General features: G+C 64.0%; 11 protein-coding genes and 2 riboswitches. Of the genes, 8 read left to right on the top strand and 3 right to left on the bottom strand.

Translation table 11 applies throughout. The features are described 5' to 3' along the window. Positions 1–9: 9 nt before the first annotated feature. Together AC5RWO_RS14935 and AC5RWO_RS14930 are read right to left on the bottom strand one after the other, a co-directional pair. A complete protein-coding gene (locus tag AC5RWO_RS14935) occupies positions 10–1,998 on the bottom strand; it encodes an MFS transporter (protein WP_498732220.1) in 1,989 nt (662 codons plus the stop codon). A 26-nt stretch (positions 1,999–2,024) separates the two neighbouring features. Beyond that, a complete protein-coding gene (locus AC5RWO_RS14930; protein ID WP_498732218.1) occupies positions 2,025–2,846 on the bottom strand; it encodes a transporter substrate-binding domain-containing protein in 822 nt (273 codons plus the stop codon). Positions 2,847–2,984: 138 nt separating this feature from the next. On the opposite strand from AC5RWO_RS14930, the gene AC5RWO_RS14925 reads away from it, so the two are divergent. The 8 genes from AC5RWO_RS14925 to AC5RWO_RS14890 all read left to right on the top strand — a co-directional run bounded on the left by AC5RWO_RS14925 (position 2,985) and on the right by AC5RWO_RS14890 (position 12,706). Next, positions 2,985–4,049, top strand: a complete 1,065-nt coding sequence (locus tag AC5RWO_RS14925; protein ID WP_498732216.1) for a M4 family metallopeptidase — start codon at positions 2,985–2,987, stop codon at positions 4,047–4,049. Further along, positions 4,046–4,387, top strand: coding sequence for a protealysin inhibitor emfourin (locus AC5RWO_RS14920; protein WP_498732215.1), 342 nt, complete (start codon positions 4,046–4,048; stop codon positions 4,385–4,387). Before AC5RWO_RS14925 ends, AC5RWO_RS14920 begins: the two co-directional genes overlap by 4 nt. A 97-nt stretch (positions 4,388–4,484) precedes the next feature. Continuing rightward, positions 4,485–5,750 carry an MFS transporter gene (locus AC5RWO_RS14915; RefSeq protein ID WP_498732213.1) on the top strand — a complete coding sequence of 422 codons (1,266 nt, stop codon included), beginning with the start codon at positions 4,485–4,487 and terminating at the stop codon, positions 5,748–5,750. A 50-nt stretch (positions 5,751–5,800) separates the two neighbouring features. After that, positions 5,801–6,322 (top strand): mycothiol transferase, encoded by a 522-nt coding sequence (locus tag AC5RWO_RS14910; RefSeq protein ID WP_498732212.1) that lies wholly within the window; start codon positions 5,801–5,803, stop codon positions 6,320–6,322. Between the two features lie 91 nt (positions 6,323–6,413). Then, positions 6,414–6,513: riboswitch (glycine riboswitch) on the top strand. Further along, positions 6,514–6,620: riboswitch (glycine riboswitch) on the top strand. A gap of 50 nt (positions 6,621–6,670) precedes the next feature. Further along, entirely contained in the window at positions 6,671–9,538 is a 2,868-nt protein-coding gene (gcvP, locus tag AC5RWO_RS14905) for an aminomethyl-transferring glycine dehydrogenase (RefSeq protein ID WP_498732210.1), read from the top strand. A gap of 16 nt (positions 9,539–9,554) precedes the next feature. Beyond that, positions 9,555–10,691 carry a glycine cleavage system aminomethyltransferase GcvT gene (gene gcvT, locus AC5RWO_RS14900; RefSeq protein ID WP_498732208.1) on the top strand — a complete coding sequence of 379 codons (1,137 nt, stop codon included), beginning with the start codon at positions 9,555–9,557 and terminating at the stop codon, positions 10,689–10,691. A 137-nt stretch (positions 10,692–10,828) separates the two neighbouring features. Beyond that, positions 10,829–11,209, top strand: a complete 381-nt coding sequence (gene gcvH, locus AC5RWO_RS14895; RefSeq protein ID WP_169995757.1) for a glycine cleavage system protein GcvH — start codon at positions 10,829–10,831, stop codon at positions 11,207–11,209. A gap of 81 nt (positions 11,210–11,290) precedes the next feature. Further along, positions 11,291–12,706: an L-serine ammonia-lyase gene (locus tag AC5RWO_RS14890; protein WP_498732206.1), complete on the top strand. Its 1,416-nt coding sequence runs from the start codon at positions 11,291–11,293 to the stop codon at positions 12,704–12,706. A 57-nt stretch (positions 12,707–12,763) separates the two neighbouring features. Here AC5RWO_RS14890 and AC5RWO_RS14885 read toward each other — a convergent pair whose 3' ends face one another. Next, positions 12,764–13,447, bottom strand: coding sequence for an NADPH-dependent F420 reductase (locus tag AC5RWO_RS14885; RefSeq protein WP_498732205.1), 684 nt, complete (start codon positions 13,445–13,447; stop codon positions 12,764–12,766). Positions 13,448–13,491 lie beyond the last annotated feature (44 nt).

The following is a 13,491-nucleotide window of genomic DNA, read 5'->3' as shown; positions in this document are numbered from 1 at the left end:
AACTTCCGGCTAGAGCGTGGTTTCCCTAGCCTTGCCGACCAGATCGAAATTCACCACGGAGGACTCGGCCGTCATCACCAGCTTCCGGGACTGGGTGTACTGCGTGTCGGGTTCGACAACAGTGACCACGTATCTTCCCGTGGGCGGAAGCCGCAGTTCGTAGCGGCCGGCGTCGTTGGTTTTGGTGGAGGCGATGTACTCGCCCGTGTGTGCGCTGAGCGCGACCAGTGCGCCGGGCAGCGCGGCCCCGCCCCGAAGCACCCAGCCCGTGATGGTCAGCCGCTGCGTCAGCCGGATCTGCTCATCGCGTTCGGAACCGGTGAACCTGACCACCTTGGAAGTGGGAACCCAGCCGTCCGCATTAGCCACGACCAGATACTCGCCGGGCCCTGGCAGCGCAAGGGAGAACCCGCCGTCGTTCGCTGCCCTGCTCCAGTCCACGGGCTCGCCGGAGGTCTTCATGACCGTGACGACGGCGTGTGGAATGGCCTGGTCGTCGGTGTGCAGCACGCGCCCGTGCACCACGGTTTCCGCGCTGTTGCCGGCCTGGGTGACGGCGAGGGCGGCGGTCTCGACCGGAACGCCTTCGGCCGCAGGCACCGCCTCGTACCTGGGCACGAACCACACCACGGCACAGGCCACGAGCGAGGCCACGGCCGCAATCCAGAACACGTCCTGGAAAGCCTCCATGGCAGGCAGCTCGCCCCCGTTGACGCTGACCGTAACCGACGCCAAGACGGCTGCGACGGCGGCGCTCGAGGTCGAGGTGCCAATGGCACGCAGCAGCGCGTTGAGGCCATTGGCGGAGGCCGTCTCGGTGATCGGCACATTGGCCATGATCAGGCTCGGCATCGCGGCATAGGCCACCGCGGAGCCGACGCTGACAACGGTGGAGCCAATAATGATCGCGGCCACCGAGTCGCTGACGAAGACACGGCCCACATACCCCACGGCCATGATCGCCGAACCGGCAATCAGCGTGGTTTTGCCACCGAAGCGGTTGATCATGGCGCCGGATACGGGGGAGAAGGCGACCATGGCTAGTCCGGACGGAACCATCGCCAGGCCTGCCGTGACAGGGTCGAGCCCGAACCCGTGCGGCACCGAAGCGGGCAGCTGCAGTTGCTGGGTGCTCAGCAGCATGTTCGCGAACAGGGCAAAGCCCACCAGGACGGAGGCAATGTTGGTCAACAACACCGGCCGCCGGGACGAAGTGCGCAGGTCGACCAACGGCTGGCTGACCTTCAGCGAATACGGAATCCAGGCCGCCAGGATCACAATCGTCAGGATGAACAGCGCTATGGTCAGTTCGTCGCCCCAGCCCCAGGTGCCACCCTTGGAGATGGCCAGCAGAAGCGAGGTCAGCGCGATGGAGAGCATGCTGGCGCCGAGGTAATCGAACCGGCCGCGGGTCCGCACCTCGGATTCCGAGACCACCAGGTAGACCGCGGCGAGAATGGCCACACCAACGACGGCGGAAAGCCAGAACACTGATTCCCAGCCGGCCTGCTGGTAAAGGGTACCGCCCAAGGGCAGGCCGAGGGCGCCGCCGATGCCCAGCGTGGCGCTCATGAGGGCAATCGCGCTGCCGACCTTTTCCCGCGGGAGCTCGTCGCGCATGATGCTGATGCCTACCGGGATCAACGCCGAGGAGAACCCCTGCAGGGCGCGGCCAACAATTATGGTGGCAAAGTCGCCGCCGAGCGCGGCTACCACGGAACCGGCTGTCATCAGGATGATGCAGACCAGCATCATCAGCCGCTTGCCGAACATATCCGCCAGCCTGGCCACGATCGGTGTCGCGACGGCAGAGGTCAGCAGAGTGGCGGTGACCAGCCAGGAAACATCGTCGATGGAGACATTGAGCAGTTGCGCGAACTCGGGCAGCAGCGGGATGACCATTGTCTGTTGGAGCGAGACGGTTGTACCGGACAGGCACAGGACGGCGATGATCGCCCAAGTTGGCATTCTTTTGCGCGCGGCGGCAGACTCAGGCATTTCCTTAGCGTATCCGGCGGGTAGCCCTAGCCGAACCAGGGGGCCTTGGCTGCATCGTAGGTGCCGTCGTTCTTGGCCATGTTCAGCCACTGGTCCACGTATTCGCGAAATTCGACGTCACCCTGCGGAAGTAGGTAGGCCTTCTGCGAGAAGTTGAATGGCTCCTCAGGATGGACGGCGCAGAGCTCCGGATGCTCGTTCGCCACCCACATTGTTTCCGATGCGTCCGTTGTCATGACGTCCGCGCGACCAGCGATGATTTCGTCGAAAATGGTGTTGTTGTCTTCGTAGCGGATGATCTCGCCATCGGGGTAATGTTCGTCGGCGAACTTCTCGTTGGTCCCGCCGATTGGTGTGATCGAACGGACACCAGGCTGGTTGATCTCCTCCACAGTGTCGTACTTCTCAACGTTTTCGCACAGCGTGATCGGCGTCTTCCCTTCGTCCAGAGTCGGCTCAGTGTAGAACGCCTGGGCAGCCCGTTCCAAGGAGATGGAAATGCCGCCAACGCCGATATCGCATTTGCCCAGAAAGTCCGGCATCAAGGTTGCCCAGGTGGTCGGGACGAACTCAACTTCCACTTCCAGTCGCTGGGCCAAGTCCTCAACCATATCGATGTCGATCCCGGTGTATTCCCCCGTCTCCGGATCCAGATACGTGAACGGTCGATAGTCCCCTGTGGTGCACACTTTGAGCACGCCGCTGTCTGCAACGGTCTCCAAACGTGATGGTTCGTCCGACTGCGAGGCCGAAGCGGAACTGCCATCGCCGGACGGGCCCGCGGTCGTGCAACCGGTCAAGGCCACCAGGGCCAGGAAAGAAGTTACGGCAATTTTGCTCGATTTCATCGGTTCCCTCGCACTTAATCGTTTCGGCTAAATACTGCCAGCGTAGCGGGGGTCATGGAGCACGAATACCCGTATGCCGTGGCTGCCACAGGTTGTCACACCCGGACCATAGGCTTGGGGCAACGCAAGGAGGTCCTCATGTTCTGTTCTATTGTTCCGCCGTACCTGCTCCGACGGCTCGCCCGGTTGGATGACCGGTCCCTGCTGCCTGTGGCGGAAGCTGCCCAGCGTGCCCTGGTCCGGGATGCAGCCATGCGCCGGAACCGTAACGTCAAACGTGCGCAGATGCCGGCCCTGCCCACCCTCCTGCCGTCGCAACGCATCCGGGCTACAGGGCTGAATCCCACCCGGCAGATCAATGACGCCCAGAACATGGAACGGCTGCCCGGTATCCGCGTGCGCAGCGAGGGAGACGGCCCGGTTGAAGACGTCGCGGTCAACGAAGCCTACGACGGGCTGGGGTCCACCTTCGAGCTTTTCTCTGACGCCTACCAACGCAATGCACTCGATGGCCGGGGCGGAATCCTGCACGCCACCGTCCACTATGGCGAGGACTATGACAACGCGTTCTGGAACGGCACGCGGATGGTTTTCGGCGACGGCGACGGGCGCGTCTTCCAGCGCTTCACCAAATCGCTGTCCGTCATCGGGCATGAGCTGACCCACGGCATCACGCAACACACCACCAACCTGGTCTACCAGGGCCAGCCCGGCGCACTGAACGAGTCGATTTCGGACGTCTTCGCTGCCTTGGTGGAGCAGTACAAGCTCGGGCACAGTGCGGACCACGCTAGCTGGCTGATCGGCGAAGGCCTGTTCACCGACCAAGTCAGCGGCGACGGCCTGCGCTCGCTGAAGGCGCCGGGCACTGCTTACGACGACGACGTGCTCGGCAAGGATCCACAGCCTGCCACCATGGCGGACTACATCGACACCACGGACGACAACGGGGGAGTGCACCTGAACTCAGGCATTCCCAACCATGCCTTCTACCGGCTGGCCTCGATCCTGGGCGGGAACGCCTGGGAACGAGCCGGCCTGATTTGGTACGACACGATCACCGGTACGGAAGTCGTGGCGGATACGGACTTTGCAGGTTTCGCGGCAGCTACTGAAAGTGCGGCGGAAAGCCGCTACGGTAAGGACTCAGAGGAACTCAAGGCCGTAACGGCGGCCTGGACTGAGGTGGGCGTCTTGGGATGAGGATCAGCGTCAAGCGCACCGGCGGATTCGCGGGTCTGACGAGGCGCTGGGCAGTTGAAGTGGGTCAGCCCGAACTGCGTGACGAGTGGCTGCCCATTATTGAATCCTGCCCTTGGGACGATGTCCCGCAGACGCAGAACCAGCCGGACCGTTATATGTACTGGATCAGCGCCGGCGAACGTGAGGCCTCCCTCCCGGAGCAAGACGTAACCGGCCCCTGGCGGCAACTGGTGGATCGCACCTTGGAAAGTGCTCGGCAGGAAGAGGGCCGTCGCGCGGAACGCCGGCCCCAGGGCCCGGAAGGTTTTTTCCGGGACGAGAATTCCGGAGAGCCTTAATCGACTTCAGGTGGGGACGGCGGCAGCCATCGCGACAGCTATGGTGAAGAAGCTGGCACATCCGCCGGCCACAGCCTGCCTGCAAACGGAAATCAGAGTGCCTAGAACAAACCAACCCCAGATCACGGATCAGCCTGTAGCGAAGGACACCGCGTCCGTTCCTGGACTTCTCCGCCGCCGCCTGATCGTCCTCGCCGGCATCCTGATCATGGCTCTGAGCCTACGTCTCGCGGTCTCGGGTGTTTCACCCGTGCTGGCGGAGATCTCCAACGATCTGCCGTTTGGTCCTGCATCCATCGGCGTTCTCGGCATGCTCCCGACCGCTGCCTTCGCCGTGGCAGGATTCACGACGCCGGCACTGATCAGAGCACTGGGCATACCCGCGGTCCTGCTCGGTTCGCTGGTGCTGGCCGCGTCAGGCCAGATCGGACGGGCGCTGGCCTCCGACGTGGCGCTGTTCCTGGGCTTCTCCGCCGTGACCATGGTGGGTTACGGGCTGGGCAACATCGTCATGCCACCGCTGGTCAAGCGGTACTTCCCGGACCGTATCGGCCTGGTGACTTCCCTGTACGTGACCCTGCTGGCGGTGAGTACCGCTTTCAGCCCGCTGATGGCGGTGCCGCTAGCCAACACGTCCGGCTGGCGCTGGTCGATCGGCATCTGGGCCGGTGTGAGTATGGCGGCGTTGGTGCCATGGATAGCCACCTTACTGGGGGAGCGGGCAACGCGGCGAGCCGAAGCCGTTCAAAACCCGTCGGCCGCAAAGCCCCACGCGAAGGTCCGTGTCTGGTCCTCTCCTGTCGCGTGGGGGCTGGCCATGGTGTTTGCCGGGACGTCCACCAACACCTTCTCGATGTTCACCTGGCTGCCTCCGCTGCTGCTCGACGCGGGAATGGACGCGGCCCAGGGCGGCACCATGCTTTCCTATTACGCCATCCTTGGCCTGCCGACCAGCCTGCTGGTTCCCTACTTGGCGGCCAGAATGCGCAATCCCTTCCCACTAGCAGCCCTGTTCGTGCTCTGCTACGCCGGCGGATATGCGGGCCTGCTGTTGTCACCCTCATCGGGCACGATCCTCTGGATCACGTTGGCTGGCCTGGGACAGGGAACATTCGCCATGGCCTTGCTGCTGGTCAACCTGCGGACCCGGACTACCGCCGGTTCGGGTGCGCTTTCCGGTTTCGCGCAAGGCATCGGCTATTCGGTTGCCTGCCTTGGGCCGCTGACTTTCGGGCTGCTGAAAGACATCACTGGTACATGGGCAACATCGTTCGACCTGCTCGCCGTATCGCTCGTCGTCCTCGTCGTCGGTGCTTTCATTGTCAGCAAACCGCGCTATCTGGAGGACCATCCGGGGGCGTAAGGCATAGGCTGGGTTCGTTGCCGCCAATCCCGGATCTACGAGGAGCGAAGATGAAATTCAACGATCTGCTGGCAGACGCTTTCGGCCGGATCCAGGAACGGGTCCACGAAGTGCTTGATGGACTGGACCCGAACCAACTGGCCGAACGGCCCGGAGGAAACGGCAACTCTATCGCGTGGCTGATCTGGCATTTGACCCGGGTCCAAGACGATCACATTGCCGATGTCGCGGGTGTGGAGCAGCGCTGGACCTCAGGCGGTTGGTCAGAACTGTTCGATCTTCCGCTGGACACACATGAAACCGGCTACGGCCACACCTCGGACCAAGTCAGCGCCGTCACGGTGGAATCTGGAAGCCTGCTGGCAGAGTATTTCGACGCCGTGCATCGCCAAAGCCTCGAGTTCATCGGCTCGCTGACCGAAGACGAACTGGACCGGATTGTGGATACACGCTGGGACCCGCACGTTACCCTCGGAGTCCGACTTGTCAGCGTCATCGATGACTGTTTGGAACACGCCGGGCAGGCCGCCTACGTTAAAGGACTGGTCCAGCACGGCGAAGCGCGCGGCTAATGCCGGCCGCCTTGTTTGTGTTCGCCCTCACCGGCTACCATTCAAGAAGATAGAACGCACTTCAAAAGTGTCATAACTGCATATTTGCCTTCGAATTGCGGCGGGAGAGTCCTGCTGGATGAATGTCAGCGGGCGCCGTAGGAGCAATACCTCCCCAGGAATCTCTCAGGCCCCTGTACCGCCGCAGACAGGCAACTCTGGAAAGTAGTCGACCATGACGGCGCGGCTCACCGACGGTGCAAGCGGAACTTGGAAAGGTTTCCGCGGAATCTCTCAGGTCCAATACAGAGCGGGGAGGAACCCGATCCATCTGGTACAACCGTGCCGGCCAATAACTGGAGTTCCTTCATGACGGTTCAACCCACCATTGCTACATTTGCCGAGCGCCACATCGGCCCGCGCAACAGCGACGCCGAGACCATGCTCAAGCAGCTCGGCTACACCAGCCTCGAAGACCTGGTCGACACGGCCGTTCCGGCGGACATCCGCCAGAGCGCGCCGCTTGAGTTGCCGGCTGCCCGCAGCGAAGCCGAGGTCCTCGCAGATCTGCGCGCCCTCGCCGCCAAGAACATCACTGCTGTGCAGATGATCGGGCAGGGCTACTACGACACCATCACGCCGCCGGTGATCCGCCGCAATGTGGTGGAATCCCCGGCCTGGTACACGGCCTACACGCCCTACCAGCCGGAAATCTCCCAGGGCCGGCTCGAGGCGCTGCTGAACTTCCAGACCATGGTTTCCGACCTGACCGGTTTGGAAATCGCCAACGCCTCCCTGCTGGACGAAGCTACCGCCGTGGCTGAAGCCGTGCTGCTGATGCGCCGTGCCAACAAGAAGCATGCCGACGGCAAGACCGTACTGGACGCAGACCTGCTGCCGCAGACCATCGCCATCGTCAAGGGCCGCGCCGAAGCGCTGGACTTCGAGATCGAGGTGGCCGACCTCTCCGTTGGTCTTCCCGAGGGCGAGATCTCCGGCATTGTGCTGCAGCAGCCGGGCGTGTCCGGCCATGTGGCCGACCACAGCAAGGTGATCGCGGATGCGAAGGAACGCGGAGCCATGGTCACCGTGGCCGCGGATCTGCTGGCTCTGACCCTGATCACGCCTCCCGGCGAGCAGGGCGCGGATATCGCCGTCGGAAATACCCAGCGTTTCGGTGTTCCGCTGTTCTTCGGCGGACCGCACGCCGCCTACATGGCTGTGCACAAGGGCGTAGAGCGCCAGCTGCCCGGCCGCCTCGTCGGAGTGTCCAAGGACAACGCCGGCATGCCTGCCTACCGCCTAGCACTGCAGACGCGCGAACAGCACATCCGCCGCGAGAAGGCCACGTCCAACATCTGCACCGCGCAGGCACTGCTGGCCATCGTCGCCGGCATGTATGGGGTTTACCACGGACCGGAAGGCCTGAAGGCCATTGCGCAGCACGCCAACAACCAGGCGCGTGCCCTCGCCTCCGTCCTCAAGGGCGCCGGACTGGAACTGACCAGCGAGCACTTCTTCGACACGCTGACGGTCAAGGTCCCGGGCAAGGCTGCCGACGTCATCAAGGCCGCCGAGGCCAAGGGCATTAACCTGCGCGTCATCGATGCCGATCACGTGGGCATCTCCACCGGCGAATCGACGACGGCGGAGCACCTGTCTGCTGTGGCCGAGGCATTCGGCGTGGACGGTGCAGCCGAGGACATCGCGGCGGGCCTGTCGGCTACGCCAGAAGGCTTCGGCCTGGAGCAGGGCATGCAGCGCACCTCTTCCTACATGCAGCACCCCGTCTTCCACAGCCACCGCTCCGAAACCCAGATGCTGCGCTACCTGCGCCGGCTCTCGGACCGCGACCTGGCCCTGGACCGGACCATGATCCCGCTGGGCTCCTGCACCATGAAGCTCAACGCCACGGCCGAGATGGAATCCATGACCTGGCCGGAGTTCGCCTCCATCCATCCCTTCGCTCCGGCGCACCAGACGAAGGGCTGGCGCGAACTGATCGAGGATCTGGAAGCGCGACTGTCGACCATCACCGGTTACGCGGGCGTCTCCATCCAGCCGAACGCCGGATCCCAGGGTGAGTACGCCGGCCTGCTGGCCATCCGTCGCTACCACCTGTCCCGCGGCGATGAGCAGCGCAACGTCTGCCTGATTCCTGCATCGGCCCACGGCACCAACGCCGCCTCGGCCGTGCTCGCAGGCATGAAGGTTGTCGTTGTGGCTACCGCCCAGGACGGCACCATCGACCACGCCGATCTGGACGCCAAGATCGAGCAGCACAAGGACAGCCTGTCCGCCATCATGATCACCTACCCGTCCACGCACGGGGTGTACGACGCCGATGTCCGCCAGGTCTGCGACGCTGTCCATGCGGCTGGCGGCCAGGTCTACATCGACGGCGCCAACCTCAACGCCCTCGTCGGACTGGCACAGCCGGGCAAGTTCGGTGGCGACGTGTCACACCTGAACCTGCACAAGACCTTCTGCATCCCGCACGGCGGCGGCGGCCCCGGCGTCGGTCCGGTCGCAGTAGCCGAGCACCTGGTGCCGTTCCTGCCCGGCAATGCCGCGCTGGCCGCGCACGAAGGCAAGGGCGTGCCGGTCTCGGCTTCCGAGTACGGTTCCGCCGGCGTGCTGCCGATCTCCTGGGCCTACGTGGCCATGATGGGCGGCGAAGGGCTGACCAACGCGACCAAGACCGCGCTGCTGGCAGGCAACTACATCGCCTCCCGGCTGAACGAGTACTTCCCGGTGCTGTACACGGGCAACGACGGTCTGGTGGCGCACGAGTGCATCCTGGATCTGCGCGAACTGACCGCCAAGTCCGGCGTTACTGCCGAGGATGTTGCCAAGCGTCTGATCGACTTCGGTTTCCACGCCCCCACGCTGTCCTTCCCGGTGGCAGGTACGTTGATGGTGGAGCCGACCGAGTCCGAAAACCTCGCCGAGATCGAGCGCTTCATTGAAGCGATGATCACCATCCGCGGCGAGATCGACCAGGTCATCAAGGGCGACTTCAGCGTCGAGGAGAGCCCGCTGCGGCTGGCACCCCACACCGCAGCTGCTGCCATCAGCAGTGACTGGGACCGCAAATACTCCCGCGAACAGGGCGTCTTCCCGGTGTCGAGCCTGAAGCAGGACAAGTACTTCGCGCCGGTGGGACGCATCGACGGCGCCGCCGGCGACCGTAACCTGGTCTGCTCCTGCCCGCCCATCGAAGAGTTCGCTAACTAGAGGAAGGTTCCAGACCATGAGCGCTGAAACCGCTACGAAGCAGTACACCGCCCTGTATGAAGAGCACCAGAAGCTGGGCGCCTCCTTCACGGACTTCGGCGGCTGGCAGATGCCGCTGAAATACCAGAGCGAACTGGCCGAGCACCACGCCGTGCGCAAGGCTGCCGGCCTGTTCGACCTCTCCCACATGGGCGAGGTCTGGGTTACCGGACCCGACGCCGGGAAGTTCCTCGACTATGCGCTGGTGAGCCGGCTCTCCGCGGTCGCCGTTGGCAAGGCCAAGTATTCGCTGATCTGCAACGAAGACGGCGGCATCATCGATGACCTGATCAGCTACCGCCGCGCGGAGGACAAGTTCCTGGTGGTGCCGAACGCGGGCAACGCCAAGGCCGTAGCCGAGGCCCTAGCCGACCGTGCGCAGGACTTCGACGTGACGGTGGAGGACGCCACCGCGTCCGTCTCGCTGGTGGCTGTCCAGGGGCCAAACTCCGTGGACATCCTGAAGCAGCTGGTGGCCGCGGCCGACCACGCCACCGTGACCGAGATGAAGTACTACGCTGCGGACGAGGTCCACTTCACTGTGAGCGGTGCTCCGCTCAAGCTGCTGCTGGCCCGCACCGGCTACACCGGCGAAGACGGGTTCGAGATCTACGTCCCGAACGAAAACGCCGCTTCGCTGTGGTCAGCCCTGCTGTCGGCAGGCAAGGACTTCGATCTGGTGCCCGCCGGCCTCGCCGCCCGCGATTCGCTGCGGTTGGAAGCCGGTATGCCGCTCTACGGCAACGAACTGTCCCTGGAAGTCAGCCCGTACGACGCTGGACTTGGCCCCATCGTCGCTCTGAAGAAGGAAGGCGAATTCGTCGGCCGTGCCGCGCTCGAAGCCCAGAAGGAACGCGGCTCCAAGCGCAAGCTGGTCGGTCTGAAGGGCCTTGGCCGCCGTGCCGCCCGCTCGCACTACCCGGTCTCCAAGGACGGCCAGGTTGTTGGCGAAGTGACCTCGGGCCAGCCAAGCCCCACGCTCGGTTACCCTGTTGCGCTGGCTTATGTCGATATCGAGCACATCGAACCCGGCACCCGGCTCGACGTTGACCTGCGCGGCAAGCCCGAGCCGTTCGAGGTCGTCGCACTGCCCTTCTACAAGCGCGACAAGTAAGCAAACCTGCCACGAAGCTGCCGGCAATAATCCATTCGTAAGACACTGCCGCTAATTCATGGCGGCGGTGCGCTGACGGATTATTGCCGGCGGCCGCTGTTCTTCCTGATTTTCCCCTCTTTCGAAAGGTTCTATCCATGAGCACAGTTCTTTCCAACCTCCGTTACTCCGAAGAGCACGAGTGGGTGGATGCTTCCAGCCCGGTCAAGGTCGGCCTCTCGCAGGTCGCCACCGACGCCCTCGGCGACGTGGTCTACATTGACCTGCCCGAGGTCGGCTCCACGATCACCGCCGGCGAAACCTGCGGCGAGGTGGAGTCCACCAAGTCCGTCTCCGACATCTACGCACCGGTTTCCGGCGAGATCACCGAGGTCAACCAGGCCGCCATCGACGATCCGGCCCTGCTGAACTCGGATCCGTATGGCAAGGGCTGGCTGTTCACCGTCAACGTTTCGGAAGAGGGCCCCCTGCTATCGGCCGAGGATTACAGTTCCAAGAACGGCGGCGAGCTGTCCTAACAGCCGCTGGTACCGCCGTCGTTATTCATCGTCTCTAACCGGAAGCGGCAACAAGCCGCCGAAGGGCATTAAGGAGCCATCATGGCTGTAGGCGTATTCGACCTCTTTACCGTGGGCATCGGCCCCTCCAGTTCGCACACCGTCGGTCCGATGCGGGCGGCTGCCGTTTTTGCCGAGGAGCTGGTTTCAACTGGCTTGCTGGACCGCGTGGCCGGACTGCGGGTGGACCTGTACGGATCGCTCGCGGCTACCGGCCGCGGCCACGGCACCTTCACGGCAGTGATGCTGGGGCTGGAGGGTTTCCAGCCAGAACAGATCCTGCCGGATGAAGTTGAATCCCGTCTCGCAGACATGGCTTCAACCGGCGAGTTGCAGTTGTGCTCGCAGGTTGAGGGCTCGGCCGGCGTGGTCCTGGACTACAAGGTCGAGGACATGGTGCAGCATCCGCTCACCGTGCTGCCCCGGCACACCAACGGGATGAAATTCCAGGTGACCGACGACGCCGGTGCGGTCCTTCACGAGGCAACGTTCTTTTCCGTGGGCGGCGGCTTCATTGTCCGCGACGGCGAGGAAGACGAGGCCGCGCGGGAGCTGGATGCCTCCAAGCAGGAGCTGCCGTACCCCTTCCGGACCGCGGCGGAACTGCTGGAACACTGCCGCAACACCGGCCTGGGCATCAGCGACATCATGATGCTCAACGAGAAGGCCTCGCGCTCCGAGGCGGACATCCGCGCAGGCCTGATCCACATCTGGCAGGTGATGGAGGAATGCAAGGACTCCGCCATCAAGCGCGAAGGTGTCTTGCCCGGGGGACTGAACGTCCGCCGTCGTGCGCCTGACTGGCATGACCGGCTGCGCAAGGAAGACAAGGACCGGGACCACAAGTACTGGCAGGAATGGGTGAACCTCGTGGCGCTGGCCGTGAACGAGGAGAACGCTTCCGGCGGGCGGGTTGTCACGGCACCGACCAACGGCGCCGCGGGCATCATTCCCGCAGTCATGTTCTATGCCACGCACTACGCGCCAGGCATGGAGAAGGCGACGCAGGCTGACAAGGAAGACGTCATCGTGAAGTTCCTGCTGGCGGCCGCGGCCGTCGGCGTGCTTTACAAGGAGCAGGCGTCCATCTCCGGCGCCGAGGTGGGCTGCCAGGGCGAAGTGGGTTCCGCTTCCTCCATGGCCGCCGCAGGCCTGGCCGAGGTCATGGGCGGCAGCCCCGCGCAGGTGGAAAACGCGGCCGAGATTGCCATGGAGCACAATCTGGGGTTGACCTGCGATCCGATCGGCGGCTTAGTGCAGGTACCGTGCATCGAGCGCAACGCTATTGGGGCCGCCAAGGCCGTGAACGCGGCCAAGATGGCGCTGTGGGGCGATGGCACGCACCGTGTTTCGCTGGACGAGGTCATCATCACCATGCGCGAAACGGGCAAGGATATGAGCTCCAAGTACAAGGAAACCGCGATGGGCGGCCTGGCCGTCAACGTGGTGGAGTGCTAAGAGACCACAGGTAGCGCTTTAGATGGATTGGACGGTCGCGGCATTTGCCGCGGCCGTTCACTCTTTCCTGACGATCTTGATGTTGAAGTCCGCGTGGCCCAGCGCACCCATCAGCCGCAGCCACAGCGGCAGGTACATCTCCATGCCGCGCGCGGACTCCAAGCCGCCCAGATCCAGGATGTCCTCGGCGGGCCAGCCCAGCTGGCGCAGGAGCCCGGTGACCAGTGCCTTCGCGTCGGCGTCGTCTCCGGCGACAAACACGTTGTGCGGTTCCGGCAGCCGGGCCGGGTCCACCATCAGCATGTTGTTGACCGTGTTCAATGTCTTGACTACCTTGGCCGCGGGGAAACGGCGCTGCAGTTGCTCGGCCAGGCTGTCGGTGTTGCAGATGGAGAGCGACGGCGGAAACCCGGAGGAAGGGTCCAACGGATTGGAGACATCCACGATGGTCTGGCCCTCCCGAGGGCCGACTGCTTCCAAAGCCGCAAGCGATGCTGCGCCCTGGGTCGCATTCACGATGACCTCCGCGTGGTTACCCGCTTCTGCCAGCGGAACCAACGGGATGCCGGAATGGTCTTCGTGCCACGCGCGGATCGGGGGCGCGCCCGTGGCGGATGCTTCCGTCCGGGCAAGGGTCTGCGCCGGGTCGCGGCTGCCGAGCAGCACCTCATGGCCGGCCCGCTCCAAGGCTGCAGAGAGTCTGCGACCAACGGCCCCGGTGCCGATGACGGAGATCTTCATGGCCCAAACGGTAGACCTGCCGTCCGCGCGGGGTCAATGGAGTA

This window comes from Arthrobacter sp. B055-34, assembly GCF_059090425.1.
The sequence above is the reverse complement of the archived record's forward strand: the minus strand, read 5'-3'. Positions and strand labels throughout refer to the sequence as shown.

Coding starts and splice junctions, on each gene's coding strand:
- AC5RWO_RS14930 (WP_498732218.1), bottom strand. CDS start 2,846: ATGAAATCGAGCAAAATTGCCGTAACTTCTTTCCTGGCCCTGGTGGCC.
- AC5RWO_RS14925 (WP_498732216.1), top strand. CDS start 2,985: ATGTTCTGTTCTATTGTTCCGCCGTACCTGCTCCGACGGCTCGCCCGG.
- AC5RWO_RS14935 (WP_498732220.1), bottom strand. CDS start 1,998: ATGCCTGAGTCTGCCGCCGCGCGCAAAAGAATGCCAACTTGGGCGATC.
- gcvP (WP_498732210.1), top strand. CDS start 6,671: ATGACGGTTCAACCCACCATTGCTACATTTGCCGAGCGCCACATCGGC.
- AC5RWO_RS14890 (WP_498732206.1), top strand. CDS start 11,291: ATGGCTGTAGGCGTATTCGACCTCTTTACCGTGGGCATCGGCCCCTCC.
- gcvH (WP_169995757.1), top strand. CDS start 10,829: ATGAGCACAGTTCTTTCCAACCTCCGTTACTCCGAAGAGCACGAGTGG.
- AC5RWO_RS14920 (WP_498732215.1), top strand. CDS start 4,046: ATGAGGATCAGCGTCAAGCGCACCGGCGGATTCGCGGGTCTGACGAGG.
- AC5RWO_RS14910 (WP_498732212.1), top strand. CDS start 5,801: ATGAAATTCAACGATCTGCTGGCAGACGCTTTCGGCCGGATCCAGGAA.
- AC5RWO_RS14885 (WP_498732205.1), bottom strand. CDS start 13,447: ATGAAGATCTCCGTCATCGGCACCGGGGCCGTTGGTCGCAGACTCTCT.
- gcvT (WP_498732208.1), top strand. CDS start 9,555: ATGAGCGCTGAAACCGCTACGAAGCAGTACACCGCCCTGTATGAAGAG.